The organism is Actinoplanes sp. NPDC051859 (genome assembly GCF_044452725.1).
Lineage (GTDB): Bacteria > Actinomycetota > Actinomycetes > Mycobacteriales > Micromonosporaceae > Actinoplanes.
This window is the reverse complement of sequence record NZ_JBITBX010000027.1, coordinates 18,369-36,142: the sequence shown is the minus strand read 5'-3', so window position 1 is coordinate 36,142 and position 17,774 is coordinate 18,369. Positions and strand designations below refer to the sequence as shown.

Annotated in this window: 11 protein-coding genes and 3 pseudogenes; 9 read left to right on the top strand and 5 right to left on the bottom strand. The window is 64.5% G+C overall.

Going from position 1 to position 17,774, the window contains the following annotated elements:
* The first annotated feature begins 96 nt into the window (after window positions 1–96).
* The 4 genes from ACIA1L_RS32830 (at window position 97) to ACIA1L_RS32815 (ending at window position 4,309) form a co-directional block, all read left to right on the top strand.
* Window positions 97–711, top strand: a complete 615-nt coding sequence (locus tag ACIA1L_RS32830; RefSeq protein ID WP_396076955.1) for an acyltransferase — start codon at window positions 97–99, stop codon at window positions 709–711.
* Between the two features lie 89 nt (window positions 712–800).
* A complete protein-coding gene (locus ACIA1L_RS32825) occupies window positions 801–1,514 on the top strand; it encodes a spermidine synthase (RefSeq protein WP_396076954.1) in 714 nt (237 codons plus the stop codon).
* Window positions 1,515–1,794: 280 nt separating this feature from the next.
* The gene (locus tag ACIA1L_RS32820) at window positions 1,795–3,351 is read left to right on the top strand and encodes a M4 family metallopeptidase (protein WP_396076953.1); all 1,557 of its coding nucleotides are present in this window, start codon (window positions 1,795–1,797) and stop codon (window positions 3,349–3,351) included.
* Between the two features lie 631 nt (window positions 3,352–3,982).
* Window positions 3,983–4,309: a hypothetical protein gene (locus ACIA1L_RS32815; RefSeq protein WP_396076952.1), complete on the top strand. Its 327-nt coding sequence runs from the start codon at window positions 3,983–3,985 to the stop codon at window positions 4,307–4,309.
* A 322-nt stretch (window positions 4,310–4,631) separates the two neighbouring features.
* Here the strand turns inward: ACIA1L_RS32815 and ACIA1L_RS32810 are convergent.
* The 3 genes and pseudogenes from ACIA1L_RS32810 to ACIA1L_RS32800 all read right to left on the bottom strand — a co-directional run.
* Window positions 4,632–4,898 (bottom strand): annotated as a pseudogene (locus ACIA1L_RS32810) (DUF6346 domain-containing protein); the annotation flags it as partial.
* A gap of 321 nt (window positions 4,899–5,219) precedes the next feature.
* A complete protein-coding gene (locus ACIA1L_RS32805) occupies window positions 5,220–8,456 on the bottom strand; it encodes a DEAD/DEAH box helicase (RefSeq protein WP_396076951.1) in 3,237 nt (1,078 codons plus the stop codon).
* A gap of 333 nt (window positions 8,457–8,789) precedes the next feature.
* Entirely contained in the window at window positions 8,790–10,382 is a 1,593-nt protein-coding gene (locus tag ACIA1L_RS32800) for a hypothetical protein (protein WP_396076950.1), read from the bottom strand.
* Between the two features lie 1,021 nt (window positions 10,383–11,403).
* Between ACIA1L_RS32800 and ACIA1L_RS32795 the strand changes: the two genes are divergently transcribed.
* The gene (locus tag ACIA1L_RS32795) at window positions 11,404–11,967 is read left to right on the top strand and encodes a hypothetical protein (RefSeq protein WP_396076949.1); all 564 of its coding nucleotides are present in this window, start codon (window positions 11,404–11,406) and stop codon (window positions 11,965–11,967) included.
* Between the two features lie 173 nt (window positions 11,968–12,140).
* Here ACIA1L_RS32795 and ACIA1L_RS32790 read toward each other — a convergent pair whose 3' ends face one another.
* Entirely contained in the window at window positions 12,141–13,181 is a 1,041-nt protein-coding gene (locus ACIA1L_RS32790) for a hypothetical protein (RefSeq protein WP_396076948.1), read from the bottom strand.
* Window positions 13,182–13,851: 670 nt separating this feature from the next.
* Between ACIA1L_RS32790 and ACIA1L_RS32785 the strand changes: the two are divergent.
* From ACIA1L_RS32785 to ACIA1L_RS32770, 4 genes and pseudogenes are all read left to right on the top strand, one after another.
* A pseudogene (locus tag ACIA1L_RS32785) lies at window positions 13,852–14,208 on the top strand (AAA family ATPase); the annotation flags it as partial.
* A gap of 953 nt (window positions 14,209–15,161) precedes the next feature.
* Window positions 15,162–15,260: pseudogene (locus ACIA1L_RS32780) on the top strand (hypothetical protein); the annotation flags it as partial.
* A gap of 132 nt (window positions 15,261–15,392) precedes the next feature.
* Entirely contained in the window at window positions 15,393–15,704 is a 312-nt protein-coding gene (locus tag ACIA1L_RS32775; RefSeq protein ID WP_396076957.1) for a hypothetical protein, read from the top strand.
* 501 nt (window positions 15,705–16,205) lie between these two features.
* Window positions 16,206–17,357 carry a hypothetical protein gene (locus tag ACIA1L_RS32770; protein ID WP_396076947.1) on the top strand — a complete coding sequence of 384 codons (1,152 nt, stop codon included), beginning with the start codon at window positions 16,206–16,208 and terminating at the stop codon, window positions 17,355–17,357.
* 45 nt (window positions 17,358–17,402) lie between these two features.
* Here the strand turns inward: ACIA1L_RS32770 and ACIA1L_RS32765 are convergent, their stop codons facing one another.
* Complete coding sequence (locus ACIA1L_RS32765) at window positions 17,403–17,681, bottom strand: tyrosine-type recombinase/integrase (protein WP_396076946.1); 279 nt, start codon at window positions 17,679–17,681, stop codon at window positions 17,403–17,405.
* Between the last annotated feature and the right edge of the window lie 93 nt (window positions 17,682–17,774).

Sequence of the window (17,774 nt, the reverse complement as noted above, 5' to 3'; positions counted from 1 at the left end):
GCCGCACCCGAAAGCCGGCAACCACACCATCCAGCCACACCCGGCCCGCTCGGGTCGTCAGCACAACCTACTGACCCCTCAAACTTAAGGACCTCCATGAGCGAAACTGCGCCCACCCAGCCTGAAGCAACGGTCGCACCGACCGCCGATGTCGACCCCCGCGCCACCATCGGCGCCGGCACCCGCATCTGGCACCTCGCCCAGATCCGCGAGCACGCCACCCTCGGCCAGAACTGCAATGTCGGCCGCGGGGCGTACGTCGGCCCCGGCGTCACCATCGGCGACAATGTCAAACTGCAGAACCACGCCCTGGTCTACGAACCGGCCCGCCTCGCCAACGGCGTCTTCATCGGCCCGGCCGCAGTCCTCACCAACGACGAATATCCGCGCGCAGTCACCCCCACCGGCCGGCCCAAGACCGGCGACGACTGGACCGCCGTCGGCGTCACCATCGGCGAAGGAGCAGCCATCGGCGCCCGCGCCGTCTGCGTGGCACCGGTCTCGGTAGGACGCTGGGCTCTCGTGGCGGCGGGTGCGGTGGTCACCAAGGACGTTCCCGACTTTGCTCTCGTCGTCGGCGTACCCGCCCGCCGGATCGGCTGGGTCGGCCACGCCGGCCGCCCCCTCACCGCCAAGGGCGACGGAATCTGGGTCTGCCCGGAAACCGGCACTGAGTACGCCGAGGCCGCCGGGCGCCTGAGCGAGCGGTAAACGCTCCGGCGATAGTCAGGCCGCACCCCCACGCCACCGTAGGACGTTGATCGCGGAGGAACCGACCCCGCGGCAGAAGGAGTGGCGTGATGCCGAGACGTTTCGAGGAACTGGCCTTCCATCCCACGCCGATGGGCGACCTCAGCCTCCGGCGTCGCCACGACCCGACCGTCGACGTCGAGGTTTACGAGGTGAAGCTCGGCGACGAGTTCCTCATGTCCAGCCTGTTCACCGCGGCCGAGGTCGCCCTGGCCCGGCTCGGGCTGGCACCGCTGCCCGGCACCGCCCTCGATGTGGTCGTCGGAGGACTGGGACTCGGCTACACGGCCGACACGGTGCTGGCCGATCCCCGGGTCAGCTCGCTGCTGGTCGTCGACGCCCTGAACGAGGTCATCACCTGGCACCGCGACGGCCTCCTACCGTTCGCCGCGGCGCTGCATACCGACGCCAGGTGCCGCCTCATCCACGGCGACTTCTTTGCGCTGACCGCCGAGCCCGCCGGCTACGACCCGGATGTCCCGGGCAGACTGGTGCACGCCATCCTGGTCGACATCGACCACAGCCCACGGCATCTGCTGCACCCTCAGCACGCCGCGTTCTATACGGCCGACGGCCTGCCGCGCCTTGCCCGGCACCTGCATCCCTCCGGCGTCTTTGCGCTGTGGTCCAACGACCCGCCGGATCAGCCATTCGTCGATCTGCTGGGAACGGTTTTCCCGACCGTACGGGCCGAGGTTGTCGAGTTTGCCAATCCGCTGCAGCGGCGGACGTCGACGAACACCGTCTACGTAGCACAGATCTGAACGACCGCCTGCCCTCCGATGGGCCGACGCTACCACGCCTCGGAATGGCTCGCCGCTCGACGAACTGCCTCGCCGAAAAGAGCGCTCTCTGCGCGTACGCGTGAGATATCAACCTCTTCGCTCTATTTCAATACTTGCGTTCGTCGATCTTTTGTTCATACGGTGATGTCCATTCGTTGAACGGAGCCAGACGTTCGGTCACCACCCCGTAACCGAATGGCGGTTCCGCTGGGGAGGCACTATGTCCAGAGGTCACAGGCGTTCGCAACCGCGGTTGCCGGTGCGGGCGACAGTCGCCACCATCGCCGCCGCCGGTCTGGTCATCGGCGGCTCGGCCACCGCCACGGCGGCGACCACACCCACCGCACCGAGCCCGGCACCAGACCCCGGCCAGATCCACAAGCTGGCCGTCCAGAGTGCCGGCAAACTGGTAGCAGAACGCCCGGCCTACCTGCACGCCAGCGCAGCGGACACGTTCACCGCGAAGCCGGTGCTCTCGTCCGGACCGCTGCAGTTCGTCCCCTACCAGCGCACCCACCGCGGCCTGCCGGTCGTGGGCGGCGACTTCGTCGTCGTCACCGACGCCTCAGGCCACACCCGGTACACATCGGTGGCACAGAAGCAGCCGATCGCCGACATTTCCCTCACCCCGACCATCACGGCAGCAGCCGCCGAGAAGGTCGCCCGCAGCCAGCTGGCCCAGGTGGACAAGACGGACAACACTCGCCTGGTGGTGTTCGCGCTCGCCAGCACGCCGCGCCTCGCCTGGCAAAGCACCGTTGCCGGTCGCGGCAAGGACGGACCGAGCCGGCTGACCGTCGAGATCGACGCCGCCACCGGCAAGGTGCTGCACACCCAGGAACGCGTCCTGAACGGCGAAGGCACGGGCGCGCTGAACGGGCCCAGCCCGCTCAAGCTGGACACCACGGCGTCGGGCGACACCTTCTCCATGACCGACCCGAAGACCAAGAACCTGTCCTGCCAGGACTACGACGGCGAGAAGACCTTCGAAGGCCCGGACGACCAGTGGGGCGACGGCAAGGCAGACAACCGGGAAACCGGCTGCGCCGACGCCCTCTTCGTGGCACAGACCCAGACGAAAATGCTCAGCGAATGGCTCGGTCGCGACGGCATGGACGGCGAAGGTGGCGCCTGGCCCATCCGCATCGGCCTCGACGACCAGAACGCCTTCTACGACGGCAGCCAGATCGTCATCGGCAAGAACGCCGCCGGCGGCTGGATCTCCTCCCTCGACGTCGTCGGCCACGAGCTCGGCCACGGCATCGACGACCACACCCCCGGCGGCATCTCCGGCAAAGGCACCCAGGAATTCGTCGCCGACACCATCGGCGCCATGACCGAGTGGTACGCCAACGAGCCGCAAGAATTCGACGAGCCCGACTACACCGTCGGCGAATCCGTCGACCTCATCGGCGAAGGCCCGATCCGCAACATGTACGACCCCGCCAAGGTGGGCCACGACAACTGCTACTCCGCGGACACCGGCGACGACGAGGTCCACGCGGCAGCCGGACCGGGCAACCACTGGTTCTACCTGCTCGCTGAGGGCAGCAAACCGACGAACGGTCAGCCGGAGAGCCCCACCTGCAACGACTCCACCATCACCGGCCTGGGGCTGCAGCAGGCCGCCAAGATCATGTACACGGCCATGCTGATGAAGACGTCCGACTCGTCGTACCCGTCGTACCGGACCTGGACGCTGCAGGCTGCCAAGGACCTGCACGCGGGCAGCTGCACCGAGTTCGACACGGTGAAGGCGGCCTGGGACGCCGTCTCCGTCCCGGCCCAGTCCGGCGACCCGACCTGCACCACCTGACAGCAGCACATCGCTAGTGCGGCGGGCGTCCCACGGAGACGCCCGCCGCATCTGTTCGGGCTGATCAGCGGATATGGGCAGAGCTGCAGCAATAACCGGCCGTCCAGCCGCCGGCGGCGGGCCACCGCCGCCGCACCTCGACAGCGGTCGATCCGCTGATGCTGCTCACCGAGCCGGCGCCACAACTCCGCACTCAAAGGGAGCGATCACCGCTTGGGCACGGTCCCGGGCGCCACGCTTGCCAGGACATTGCCGACCTGAGTCTCCACCCCTTCTCCACACCGAGGAGGAGATCCGTAGCGATTTCTCCCGCCGCCATCATGCGGAGCCCCCGTGGTTGAGCCTGAGGATCTGCCCAAGGCACCTCCGTAGCCATCCTGCTGTACCTAGACTCAGCAGCGTACGAGCTGGTCACCTGACCCATGGAGCGGATATGCCGGGCAACTCCAAGGGAGCCAGTCGCCGACTTTGGGATGCCATCACTTGCACCGTCGCGGTGATCGCCGCAGTTGGCGTCATGGGCCTCTTCTTCGGCCCCGAACAACCGGCATCGCATGTAGCCCGAATAGGACCAGGAACCATCGCGGCCGTCACATCAGCCGTCTGGTGCTGCGCCGCGATCTTCAGTGCGGTGATCAGGCTGGTGTCGGCCAGGTCCGCGTCGGCCGCAGAATGGGTTCGCCGCACCTGCGCCGGCGCGCTTCTCCTCACCCCCACCCTGGTGTACGTGACGTTGGCCTTCAACGCGCCGTACGTGACCCATGGTTGCGGCTCGCTGCTCGTACCCCGCACTCCGCCGAACTGGGACCCTTCGGAGTTCCGGGCTCTCTGCGAGCCCCGCGCCCAGGACCGCCAACTCCGGGCGGCCAGCTACGCCGCCATTGCGTACGCACTAGCCGTGACGTACGGCCTCTGGCTGCGCCGGCGACGAGGCAACCGTCAATCCCCGCCGCGCTGACACTCTGCACCGAAAGCCGAATCGCCAGGTCGCGGCCCGCTATCCGAATCCACCCGTGGCCGCCCGTGAGCACCCATCCACGCTTCGACGTCTTCAGTTAGCCACACCTTCCCCTGAGCAAGCTTGGCAACAGGCGCCGGGAAGTCGGGTCGCATGGTGATCTGGTAGGTCCGCTGTCGACAGACTGTCCCGAGCCGCACCCGGATCTCGTGGGCGCCCATGAGATGACATCGCCGCGGAACCACACGCATGACTATAGGCACTCGACCACCCTGCGCCAACCAGCCGACGCACGTCCGTGTCAAGCCTCATCGTTACCCGGTCATTGTCTTCGGCGGAAGCGCAGCAACTCGCGAATGATGAGGACCGCGACGATGCCGGGCAAGACAGCGAGGAAACCAACGAAGAGGCCGATCCAGGTCAGCCACGGTCGCGGCGGTGTGTCCTCACGGGCGAGCTTCTTACCGGTCTTGTACTCGCCGAGGTCTCCGACGCGGACGTCAGTGCCGATGTCGTCGGAGGTGAAGACCGCGTCGTTGGTGAGGTGCGCCATGGTGCCGTCGTCCCACGTGATCGTTACGGTGCATAGTTCCCAGTACCCCCAGCATTTAGAGGGCCCAGCGACGTGCTAACAAACGTTTTGCCAGGTCGCTGGAAAGTATACTCGGCCGAGTAAAGGTATCCAAGGGCTTACCTCTTCCGTGCACATCCTCATGGTACTTGAACTGCATGTTCATGGCTGCGCTTGTCCAGGCGCGATGCTCGCAGCACTTCCGGCTCGCCCGTGGCGGTGTTCTTCGACCTGCCGACGGGGCTAAATCTTCCCGGCCCACGACACCGTTGCTCCGAGGACTTGACTCGGCACTAGCGTTATAGCGCGGTGGCTATTTCGCTCAGGTTTGCACCGCCGCTATGGACTGCACCAAACTATGAGCGGCGCTTTGATTGTCGTATTTAGATATGCCTGCGTCGAGGCAAGGAGGTTGAGTTGCTGCTGAGTGATCTTGGTCGCTGATAGTCCCGGCTGGACGATCACCATCTCGATCTTGCGTCTGAGGATGGTGGCCTTTTCTTGGACTTTGTAGAGGGTCTTGATGTTGCCTACCTCGAACGGGTTGACTCCGTCCCTGCGGTACTTCTTGCGTGCGCGGTCGTCCAGGGCGTGGAAGAAGGGGTGTAGATCCCCGCGGCGCCACATAACTGACTTTTGGGTTTGGCCGCAGACTTCGTACAGGTCCTCGACGCGGGCCCCGGCTGTCGCCCCGTGTGAGTATTTGCAGTGCACGAGACGGATCAGCAGAGTGTCTTTAGTGATGCGGATGGCGACGACGTCGGCGATTTCGCCGCTTCCGTCGTCGTCGATGATGAGGTCCCAGGGTTCGGGCTCTGCTTTGAGTTCGTTGATCGTCCGGTACTGGATGGAGTCGGTAAGGCGGTCTTTGGTTTGGGATTCGACCTTGAGGTCGGTGCCAGTCCAGTTGAGGGGAATGAGTTCTTTGCGGTCGAACGGAGGCCGGTCCCAGGTTGGTTTGTACAGCAGATCGCCCTCGATGATGCGATCGTCGTCGAGGATGAGGATCAGGCCGTTGTGGTTGAGCCAGTCGCTCAGGCTGAGTTCGGAGCGGGCCCTGACTACTTTGATCTCGTTGTCGGTGATGCAGCAGTAGCGCAGGTGCCCCTGCTCGACGGTGGCCTCGTAGGTCGCCGTCCAGCCTTTGGTACGGACGTCGAAGCGAAACGGACCTTCGGTGGTCGTCGTGTCGGGTACCAGGTCGGTGTAGGCGGCCTCGTAGACCAAGTCGTTCAGAGAGAGACGCACTGTGTCTGCTTGCATGGTGTGCAGCTGCCAGGGCCACTCGGCCGCAAGGAGAGTTCCGCTGGGCCGGCCGGTTAGGCGTTCGGGCAGCAGGAACTGGCCGATGACCTTTTCGATGCTGATCGTATCGTCGAGCAGTTTTTCGCCGACGGTGTCGCACCAGTCGCGCCAGTGTTTGAGGTCTCGAGCGGTGGCGTGGGACCAGATGCGGCCCTTGAGCGACGCGCTGATGCTGACGCGCTCGCCTTCGCGGTAGCCGCCGCCGGAGATGTTGGTCTGTGACTTGGTGCCGGCTTCAGCTTGGGTGAAGCTGGCGGTGACGTCGGAACCGACATGCATGGAGAAGCGGCGGAATTGATCGTGGGCGTCGAGGACCCCGACGTTGGTAGGGATCAGACGGTCGATGTCGGCCATGACGCGGTAGACGGTCGAGCCGGTGAATCGGGTGGCGCCGGGGCCGAGGACGGCTTCGGCGAGGTCTTCGAAGACGCCGTCGTTGGCAGAGTTATTGACGTAGAGCAGCCGTCGGTCGCGGTCGAAGTAGAGGACGTACAGCTCGTAGGTGACCTCTTCGATCGTTTTGAGATCGCCCCAGCTGACTTCGTCTCGGTTTTCGATGACGAACCAGGCGATGCCGGCTTCGACGTTGAGCCCGAGAGGCTGGGTGTAGAGGCACTCTTCGCCGAAGAAGTCGACGACGTTCTCAGGTTCCCATTCGTCGCTCGGGGCACGGTAGACGACGGTGCTCAGCTTCGGCAGGAGGCTGCGCAGGGCGACCTCATCCGGAAGGCTGGTGAAGCCCTCCTCGAAGTCGCTGGCGTCTTGTTGAGCGTCAACGGCGGTCTCGGTGAGGTTGCGCAGGATTAGGTTCCAGTCAGAGTCTTCGGCGTAGAGGGTGCGCAGGCGCTTATCGACGTCGATCTCGGAGCGGGCGACGAAGATGGATGCGTCGCCGTACCTCCCACTGGATGAGGTGCGGGCGAAGCGTCCAATGAACTGCAGGGTGACGCCGAGGCTTTTCTGGGGTTCGTGCACCGCAGCGACCTTCAGCGACGGTAGGTCGAATCCTTCGCCGAGCATATTGACGCAGACGACGATGCGGGAGCGGGCTTCGCGTAGTGCTGCGATGGCCTCGGTCTGCTGCTTCTTGGGCATCTGGTGGTTGATGATGACCGGGGACAGGTCGGCGGCGAGCTCTTCGTAGAGGGGCTGGACATCCTTGGCGCGGCGGATGCCGCCGACGCGGGCCATGAGTACGTGGTCAAGGCCGGCGGCGAGATCGGCGCGCAGCTTGGCGATGCTTTGTTCGGCGACCGCCCGGTCGAGGTTGTCGAAGTCGATGACGGCGGTGTAGTCGATCTGGGAGAAGTAGCCCTGGGCTTGAGCTTCGCGGAGCGGGAACGCGTAGATGGTGCGGCCCTGCAGGTGTTTGCCGTCTTCGCGGAACGGTGTCGCCGTGAACTGGACGACGTTCTTCTCTGCGAAGTGGTCTCGGATTTCGGACCATGTGCGTGCGGCGACGTGGTGGGCCTCGTCGACGAACAGATGCGAGCAGGTGCCGGCCAATGCCGCGAGAGCTTCGGGCTCGCAGGCGTTCAGAACCTGCGGGGTAGCGACGATGACGTTGCACACATGCGCGAAATCCTGTGCTTCTTCGACGTTGGTGAAGCCGTGCTGCACCCGTCCGACGTTCGGCCGTAGCGCCTTGGGGGTGACGATGCCGAGTTCCTGGAGTACACCCAGTGTCTCGAACTTGCTGGCGACTTGCTTCCGGAGCGCGTCGGACGGTACTAGGACCAGAAGGCGAGGCAGGCGGGCGGCGACCAGGAGGGCCAGCATCGTCTCGGTCTTGCCGGTTCCTGTCGGCATGACGACCGTGGCCGGCGTGGTGCGTTTAGTTGTCCAGTAGCCGAGGACTGCATGCAGTGCGCCAAGTTGGGGCGACCGTAGACCGGGATGTTCTTTAGCGCCCTCGTTGTAAGTGATCGCGTCCCGGTAGGACTCGAGGACTACCGATGGCTCGTGCCGAGTCAGCAAGGCCGGCTTGCGCCATGATGCTTGGGTCAGCGGGTCTCCTGCGGCAGTCCCTGCAGGAACGGCAAGCCAGAGAGTCTCTTGATCAATGGGCTGGTCGGTTTTGGCCGCTGGCCACTGACCGTAGTTGTTTGCTGCCCGTAGCCCGTCGCCGCTTGTGGTGACCGTCTGGAACGTGCTGGAGGGGACGAGGAGTTGCTTGACGCGGTTGCCGCCGATCGTGTCGGTTCGCGCCCAGACACTCGGTGAGCGCCATCCCTTTGGTTCGCGCTCTTCGCCGTTATCGAGCGTAGTCATCGTCCGGCAAGATCTCACGTTGCCGAGGTTATGCGTTAATCGACATGAAGCTATTAAGTTAGTTGATCATATGCTCGTTGGCAGATGCATGATCAATTGAGGAGATCAAGTATTCTCAGACCTTCATCATTCCTGTCGACGAGGGGAAACGGCGCGCGTCGTATCGGGCGAGCATCGCGCATGTCGGTGCCGGCTCCCCCTCCTTCAGCACCCGGCTGGACTTCAGCGAGGGGACTCACCGGTTGCGCTGGCGTTTGGCGGACCCTCAGCGAGCCGTTGGGTACTCGCGCCGGCCGCCGCGATCAGGCTCACGACACCAGGGCAGTCGAGGCCTCAGCCGGACAGGTACTCCAGAACGGCGGCTTGGGCCGCATTGTGAATACGGCGTGCATACACCGGCCCGACGCCGCGAACCTTGCGGAAGGTGTTTTCGTCGGCGAGCAACACGTCGCCGATGGTCTGCAGGTCGAGTTGGGTGATCGTTTTGCGTTGGAAGTCCGTGAGGTCGAGCCGGGTAGCCCGGGTGTTGAGTCGTGCCCGGAGTGCCGCGTTCGCGTCGCCTTGATCGACCGTTTCCAGGTCGTGGCCCTTGATTTCGTCGAACTGCTCGTCGTCGGCAGGGAAGTCGACGGCCGCTCGGCGGCTCAGCTTTGACGTGACTCGTTCGCAGTACTCGATGGGGTCGCTGTCTAGAACTAGGTGGCATCCAAGGTTGACCAGGTAGCGAGTTCCGATGCCGTTTCTCGGGCCCCGGGTGTTCTTGTCCTCCTGGCGCAGCGCCCCGCTGTAGCAGAGCAGTTGCAGTGCCCTGTGCACCGTCGCTGGTGCGTCTTTGTGGACCCAGATGTGAGATGTGGTCTCCTTCTTCGTGTTGTTGCGGTGGTAGATGCGGGGCAGGACGTGGTCCTCGATGAAGCTGCGCCCCCAGTGGATCAGGGGGGCGTGCCCGGAGTATTTGTCGGCGAGGTCGGTGTGTTCGGAGAGGATGGCCTCCTGGTATTGCTGGCGCAGGGTGTCGGGCAGTGAGTTGCGCCTGAGCCGGCGATTCTCACTGATTGTCTTCACGAGAATGCGCGGGTTTCCGGTTGCCGCGTACGCGAGGGTGTCGAACACGGCGGGATTATCCTCGATGGTCCGCCGTAGTCCTGAATCTTTGGCGATGACGATGCTCCGCATGGCCTCCAGGTAGCTTTTGTCGAGGATGTCGCGGTCGAGGCCGATGAACGTCGCGTCGTGGTTAGGGTGAAAGCTCTCGCCGAATGTCGATATGCCAGGGTAGACGGCCGCCTTGATGGTGATATACGGTCCGCTCAGATTACGCATCAGCGTAAAGAATTGTCGTTGTTGATTCGGCTGAAAGGCGTGGATCGCCTCGTCCACGAGGAGAACGACTCGCCGAAGCGACGCCTGGGCGCAGAGCCTCTCCACGAGGTAGTGAACATCGTCAGGGTCGAGCGACTCGACGGTTTCTTCGCCTCCGGACTTGCGGCGATAAGCCGTCGTCAGCTTTGTTTCCAATTCTTCCATCGTCGAACCGGGACCGCTCTGACCACGAATGGCGCGGATCACCGAGTTATCAGGAGCCATTAGGCCGTAGGCGGTGGCAGCGCGCGCTATCTCATCCCGGATTTTAGCTACCATCCACACGAGGAATGCGTCGCCTTGTTTCGCGGCTATAAGCGTTGAGTCGCGAAACTTGACGAACACAGGCAGGATCCGGTCGGTTGCGAGCGACTTGGCCAGTTCGTCTTCAGCTTTACGAAGAAGAATTGTCTTCCCGACACCGCGGCTGGCGCTGAGTACGATCGGCATTCGATTCTTGAGTTTGTCGACGACCTTACGTTCGGTGGGGCTCATCACCAATACTTTGAGCGCATCACTCGGAGGTACGTCGTCGGTGCGGAGGAAGAACAGCTCATCCACCACGCACAGCCTCCCCCGGGGATACGTCGCCTAGCCGCTCCCGGACGACGCGTAGGTGCGACAAGGAGAAGTCGAGTGTTGCGGCGAGACGACCGTCATCCGCCGGAAGCAGTTCCTCGCCGAAGCGGCAGAACAAGAGAAAGAGAACGCATTCGGCGGCTACCTGAGCGGTCGAGCACCAGTCGGCAAGGACTGGCGATGAATACGTGAGGCGGTCAGGCAGCGTGCTCAGTTCCTTTGGGCGACCATGGGTGAACGCTGAACAGTCGTCGTACACCCGCCTGGCCCTGCCGCAGTACTCCGCCGCATGCTCGACCGCGGCAGGCAGGAACAGCCGAACGGTCCGAGCCGACAAAATTCCCGTCTTTGGATCCAGCGTCGCGCCCCATTCAAAATGTGCGCCGTCCGACCGCCATGACCGCATAGCTAGCTCGTCGACGGAAAAAAGCACTGAGGCGAAGCTAAGTTCAAGGAATAGCCTAAGGCTATTATAGGCTTGGCGGTATAGGCCGGTCGATGCGGAATACACAGCAAATCCAAGTTCTCGCCGTCCGGTGTCGAACGGTCCCATTTCGGGCCGTCGCGCCAGCCGGTCAGACCATGTGCCCAGGTCAACCTCTTGTTGCAGTATTCGGCCGATGCCCTTGGCGTGGTCACGGGCCGAGCTTCGGAGCGTCCCACCGGCGTCCTCATGGAGTTGCAGCAGGGAATATTCGATGCTTCCGGTGGAACCTTCGCGACCGCTGTGCACGTTAACCCCCGAATGATCGGCGCCCTCACCGCTTCGACCGGGCCGGCTGATCTAATTCGCGGGAAATGATCGCCGGACGGATGACAGCGCATCCGAAGTCGGACTCTGCCACGAGAGTTTCGCGTTGTCATCCCCTGCGCCATGATCGATTCCGATGCCCCTCTCGTACCGGTAGAACCGAAAAGCCCGTTCATGCGAAATTCCTAGATCACGCGGATGAATGAACGAAGTGATATTGCCAATCTTCGTTGCCTTGCGTCTAGACTGCGCGCTGTGGCGACGAATGAAGAGATCGCGGTTTGGAGCGTTCCAGGGGAAGCCCCGCAGCAAGGCATTGTGCTGGATCGAGGCGGGCCGCGTGCGAAGGTGCTCGTCGAGTGGGAGGGCGGTAGGCAGCAGAAGGTGGCGCCAGACGACCAGGCGATCAAGTTCGCGCGGGCAGGAACTCGCCGGCTGCAGTGGCTGCTCGACCCCACGCTGCTGGCCAAGCAATTCGCCGACGACGCTTTCTCTGTATTCGTCAACACGATCCGCGAGCACGGCACGACCATCCACACCGTGTCGTTGAAGAAGGCGCTCGTTGGCCTCGGTCTACCGAAGGTCGATGTAGACCAGGCGTTCAACCGATCCAAGCCCGGCTTGAAGACCAATCCTCATCTGATCGTCGACGGGACAGCGCACACGTGGAGTGACGTTCCGATCGATCCCCATGCCAAATTGCGCAGCCTGTCCCCTCGTTCGGCGCTTACCCAACTGTTGAAGCCGAACGCTCGGTGGAGCAGGGAGCAGAAGGCTGCCCTCGCGGACGCCGTTCGAGCTGGCCTTCCACCGGAGTAGCGCTCTTTCGGTTTGCGCCATGCAGAGTCTCGTGAGCCGTCCTAGGAACACTGAGCTAGGGCATTTCGCCGCTCTATCCCCACAGCCGGAGGCCCATTCGGGCATGTCGTGCGATGGTCCCGTACCGGCGGCGCATCGCAGACGCACCGCACCCGTGTGGCCCCGGTGTGAGCTCAACGGCCGGCGCGGGCCGCTTCGAGCTGGGCCCGGCTCAGGTGGGTTCCTCGGGGCAGGGTGGTGGAGAGGAGCCGCTCGAGGCCTTCCGGCGCTCCACGTGTGTCGTCGGCGGCTCGTGCTGTGATGTCGTCAAGCAGCCGGTGGATCAGTAGCGCGAGTGCGCCGGGGCCGTTGCTGGCATACCCCCATCCGAGCCCCCACCTCGGGCCCTGCGGTGCCCGGTAGACGGTGTCGTCAGCAGTCCGGATCCAAATCGGGTCGTCGAGCACGTGCTCGACGAATAGCGACGTGGGGGGAAGCCACTGGCTCACAGCGATCCGGAAACGGATGCCGTCCTTGGTGGTGATGCGGATGGCTGGGGCGTCGGTGGCCGGGTCTACCAGCGTTTCGGCGTTCGGTGGTGCATCGAGGAATCGGAAGGCGGCCGTGCGGGCTGTAGGCGTGAGGCGGGCGATGACTTCGTCGCTGATCGGGTCGCCGGGTGTGAGGTCGGTCGGGGCGCCAAAGGGGCAGTCGCGGCCGCCGTCCCAGCGCACCAGCTGCTCCACGCAGGCGTCGGCGAGCACGTCGGCGCGGCCGAGGATCTCCAGCCATCCTGCTCGGCGTACGGTCTCCGCCAGTTCGTCGAGATGGTCCCGGGGTACCGGTAGCGATCGGGCCGCGATCATCAGCGTGCCGTCGAGCGTCATGCTTTCGGCCATGGCGATCATCTGGGCAGCGGCCTGCGCTTCTCGCCACGTCACCGTCCGGAAGAGCCGGACGAGCACCTGCGCGGCCGGGTGATCGCTGTCGTAGAGGGCAGTCAGGCGCAGCAGCACGTCCAGGTCCATCTCGGGGTCGACGGCCGACGCCTGCACGGCGGGCCGGCCCGGTTGCCACGCGTCGATCAGCTGACGTTGCTGCAGCGGGATCGACCAAAACGGCAACGGCAGACCCAACGCCTCGGCCAGCTGGTCCCAGGCCGCCTCCGGCGCGTCCTCGACACCCGGGATCGAGACCTGGTGCAGGGCAGGCCCGCCGACACCGAGATGCGGCATGGCCCGCAGCCCAGTCCCGATGCCAAGGTCACGAAGATGCTCCCCCCAGCTCGGCGTCGGAGGTCGGCGGCCCGTCGTAGGTGTTCCGCACCAGTGCGCTGACACCCGCTCGGGTCTTCGAGCGCTGCATCGCCAGGCCGCGGGATTCGGGCCGCGCCCACGTATTCGGCCGGCTCATGGGACCAAGCCCGACCGGATCCGCGATCCGCCGGACTATCGAAGTCAGCGCTCATAAGCCTGACGATGCCAACGCCGCGAGCGGTGGCAGAGACTTCCGGCAACCTTTAGAGCCGAACGACAGAAATGGACCGAACTATTACTCACCGAATGTCCGGGGAGCGGAGAGACGATCGCACGAGAATCCACGCCTTCAGCGCAAATGATCTTGTTCAGAGGCGCACTTCATCGGGAGCATCCTACAAATTTGATGTGGTCGTCACGCCGCTGCCACCTGCGGTCCGGGTAGGGCAACTCCAGTCGATCGAACTGCTTCAATCACCCGATCGAGGTAGGTCGACGTCGGCTCCAACCGAGCAGAGGGTCGCTCGCTGACTATCTGGCGCTGCGGGGTATTTTGTGTGATCCCGTAGCGAGCGTCGACGATCGCCTTTCGGCAACGACTGACCCGGCGCTCGAACCTGACGGAACTTCGAGCGGCTGGAGTCGATACGTGCGTCTTGCGTCGATCCGAGTGCAGGGCTTCCGAAGCCTCGCCGATGTCGGCCCTCTCGAGATCAGCCAGCCGATGATCTTGGTGGGACACAACGACAGCGGCAAGACAGCGCTCCTCGACGCAGTGTCGTTCCTGCTCGACAGGTACACGCCTTCCGACGAGGACCGCACCTACCTCGACGCACAGCCAGATCCCGCGGAGACGGCCGGTCGGCAACGCGTCGAGGAAACGGTCGTAACGGGTGAGTTCCAGCTCTCCGTACACGAGCAGAACATGCTCGGTCTGCCTGCCCGGGTTCGGGTTCGGCGTAGGCGGCCCGCTTCGGGCAAGGTCGAGGCGTCCGTTGAACTCGACGTCGCCAAGGACGAGTCGCTACGCGGGCTGGCCAGCAAGAAGCTGGACGAGCTGCGGCGTCTCGCCAAGGTCAACCTGGTTGACTTGCAGGGCAAAACCCGCAAAGAAGACATCGTGCAAGCGCTGAAGGACTTCACCAAGGGGCAGCCAACGGTCAGCGACTGGGTTCCTCTGCCGACGCCCGTGCGTGACGCCCTGCCGCGAGTGCTGCGTTTCGGGGATCACGAGTCAGCGGAGTCCGCGGTCCGGTCGGCGCTCAGCGCCCGTTTCCAGCAGCATCTGGAAGATCCGGAGCTCAGTGAGCAGGTCGCTGTCTTGCAGCAGGAGCTGAGCGCGCGGGTCCGCCAGGATGCACAGGGCCTGGTCAAACACATCAAGGCGCGGTGCGACGAGCTGACCTCCGTCGAGGTGGAGCCCGAGATTAGCTTCACCAAGGTCCTGAAGGCCACGCATCTGAACCTGGCCACCGCCGACGGTGAGGGTGTTGGCGTCGGTCGCTCCGGCGCGGGACGGGCACGGCGGGTCAGTCTCGCCGTCTGGGAGTGGGCTAGCGACGCGCTGCGCGACACGCTGAATTCGGCGGATCCCGATGCGGAAGCGGCCGGCGAAAGCGGGCCGCACGACTGCATCGTCATCTACGACGAGCCGGACACCCATCTGGACTACCTGCAGCAGCGTCGCATCATGAAGGTCATCCGCGAGCAGAGCGCCAACGAGCACATCGGGGTGGTCGTCGCCACCCACTCGATGAACCTGATCGACGGCGCCGAGCCCGGAGACATCGTTCATCTGCGGCTGCAAGCGAATAAGCGCACTGAGGTCGACAGCATCCTCACCTCGGATGCCCACGATCTGCAGAGCCAGCATTTGATGCAGATCGCCGAGCGCTCGGCCTGCGTAACACGATCCTGCTTCACGAAAGATTCTTCCTCGGGGTCGAGGGCGACACCGAGATGGTCGCTTTCCCGGTGCTGTTCCGTCTTGTCACAGGACGGACCCTGCAGTCGGCGGGCATCGTCCTGGTGCCGTGCAACAAAGACGAGGGGGCCATCATCTTCGCTGGCCACCTGGTCAAACATGGCAGGCGTGTCGCGTTCGTCGTCGACGGCGACGTATACGACAAGAAGTTCTACAGCGAGACCAGACTGGCCAGCGCCGGGCTAGTCAAAAGCGAGCATGTTTACTTGCTCGGCGCTCCTGGTCAGGAGTTCGAACACGAGTTCTCCGACGAACAATGGGCGCAGGCTGGCAACACCCTGTGGAAGCGCACCGACGGCCTGCCCTGGAAGGCCGCAGACATCGCCGCATTACGCGGCGGCCCAAAGTTCAGCGCGGAGTTGGAGAATACCTTCCGGGTCAACAGCGAGACAGGTCCCAGCGGGAAGCCCGCCACCATGGCGGGCCTCGTACGCAGCCTCCAGGACGCGTCAGAGGTTCCTGCGAAGATTCAGGCGATCTTCGCCAAGATCACTAAGCTCGCCGCGCTCGACGAGTGACCCGTCTGCTCGGCACGGCGAGCCAGCATCCGCCTCCGCCGTTGTTCGGGCGTCGGCGCCTCCCAGCCGTGCCATCCGCGGCCTTCGGTCCATAGCTGGACGTGATCACGTTCAGCTATGCCACACCACCGGCAGCCGTTAGGCGGTGTGGGCTGTCCATGCTGGTTGAGGACTTGCACGAGACTTCCTCCTCACCCGTTCGACTGATCTCACTGTGCCACGTGGGTATGACATTTTTCTATCGGCTGGTCGGTGGCCCCGGGCGGCGCCAGGCGTGCCGTCTTCCTCCTTCACAGGCGTATCACGCCCAGCGCGACCATGGGCTTGTTTCGGCATCCATGCCCGGTCGTAGCCTTGGACCGCACGGGAGTGAGCAGATGCCTTTGATCGCGGGGATGACATCAACACTACGATCAGGCTTGTGGTAACAGATGCGCTCTTGCGCCCCAGCTGGCCCCGCCGCCAATCTGACGCCACGGCGCAGGCAGAATCCAGGTCACGATGACCCCAGAACGGGATATGGCCGCATGGATTCTGGCCGCCCTTTACGAGCTACACGGCACGGCCGAAACCCAACAGGTGTTCGCGGCGATCGAGCGGCGGTTCGGTCACTGGCTGGACGACGACGACCTGGCTGACGTCAGCGACGGACGACAAGAGCCGCGGTGGCGTCGCAAGGCGCATACGGCCCGTCGCAGGCTAGTCGAGAAGGGGCTACTTCACAGCTCCGATGTCACGGGCCACAGCGTCTGGAGCCTGACCGCCACGGGCGCCACCACGGTCCCAGTTTCACACCTTCATCCGGTGTCGGACCTGTGTTCAAGCTTCCGCGCGATCGCCACCGACGTTCAGTGGCGCATGAGGCTAGGCCGGTCCCTCGGGCTGCTTCCCGGCGAAACGACCTTCACCGACAACGCCCTGCTCGAGCTGACCGGCGGCCAGCGCGGTCGCGTATCGATTCAGCGTTTCACCTCGCCGCAGGAGGCAGCCAACGGGGCGGACTGGGAATGGTGGATCCGTGATCACCGGGGATACGCCGGGTTCCGGGTGCAGGCTAAGCGCGCCTGCCTTGGCGCGGGCCGTATCGCCTTCAACCAGCGGGCCGCCCCGACCGCCCCTGCGGGGGAGCAGATCGATGTCTTCGCCTGGAATTGTCGCGTCGACCGCATCGCCGGGCTGTACTGCATATACAGCGACGCCCTGCCGACTGCATACCGTCCAACGGTGACGGCTGGCGGCTGCCCGCACGGCGCGGCCGATTTCCGGCAGTGGGCGTGTGCGGTCCTGCCGGTCGACACCGCGCTGCTGCTACGGCGCCTGAACACATTCGATGCCGAGGCGGCGCTCTCCTACGGCGCACCGTGGTATCAGTTGGTCTGCCATGAGCCGGGCGGTAGCGCAACCGAAAGCGTGCTGCGTCGTTTCGCCGAACTGCAGTCCCGAAACGCCGCTGTGCGACGCACCGCCTACCGGCTTGCCGACATCGAAGACCGCAACCCTGAGCTTTTCGACGGCTGGCCGCTTCCCTCGCGTGAGCCCTCAGAACAGATAGAAGCTGCGTTCGAGGGCGAACCGGGAACCCTGCAATCATGGGCGGACCTGACCGGCATTGTCATGATCGACATGCTCGGTGCCCGCCCGGCGGCGTTCTAACGAGGGGACCTCGGCAACAACCGCTCCCCGCAGGCGGGACCGAACTCATACGCGCTCTCCTATACCCATCTGGACCTGAAACTCCTGCGCCCTCTCTGCGGCGGCGCTGGCGGCGTAGCGCCGGGGCATGTCGTCGGACGACCAACCGAGGATCAGCATCAGATCACCGGTGTTGCCGCCGGCCTTGTGCCACTCATGGGCGAAGTTGTGCCGCCAGCGATGCGCGTACACGTTCGCCACCCCGGCCGCAGCGCCACGGCGTTTCAGCATGGCCTTGATGCCGGTCGGCGCCAGCGGTCGCACGCCACGCGCGGCCAGCCACAATTGCGGCACCTCGGCCGCGCCGTCGCGCTCGCACGAGCACGCAGGTACCGAGCGAGGACCCGCGACGTCTTCGGGCCGAACCGTACCCGGCGA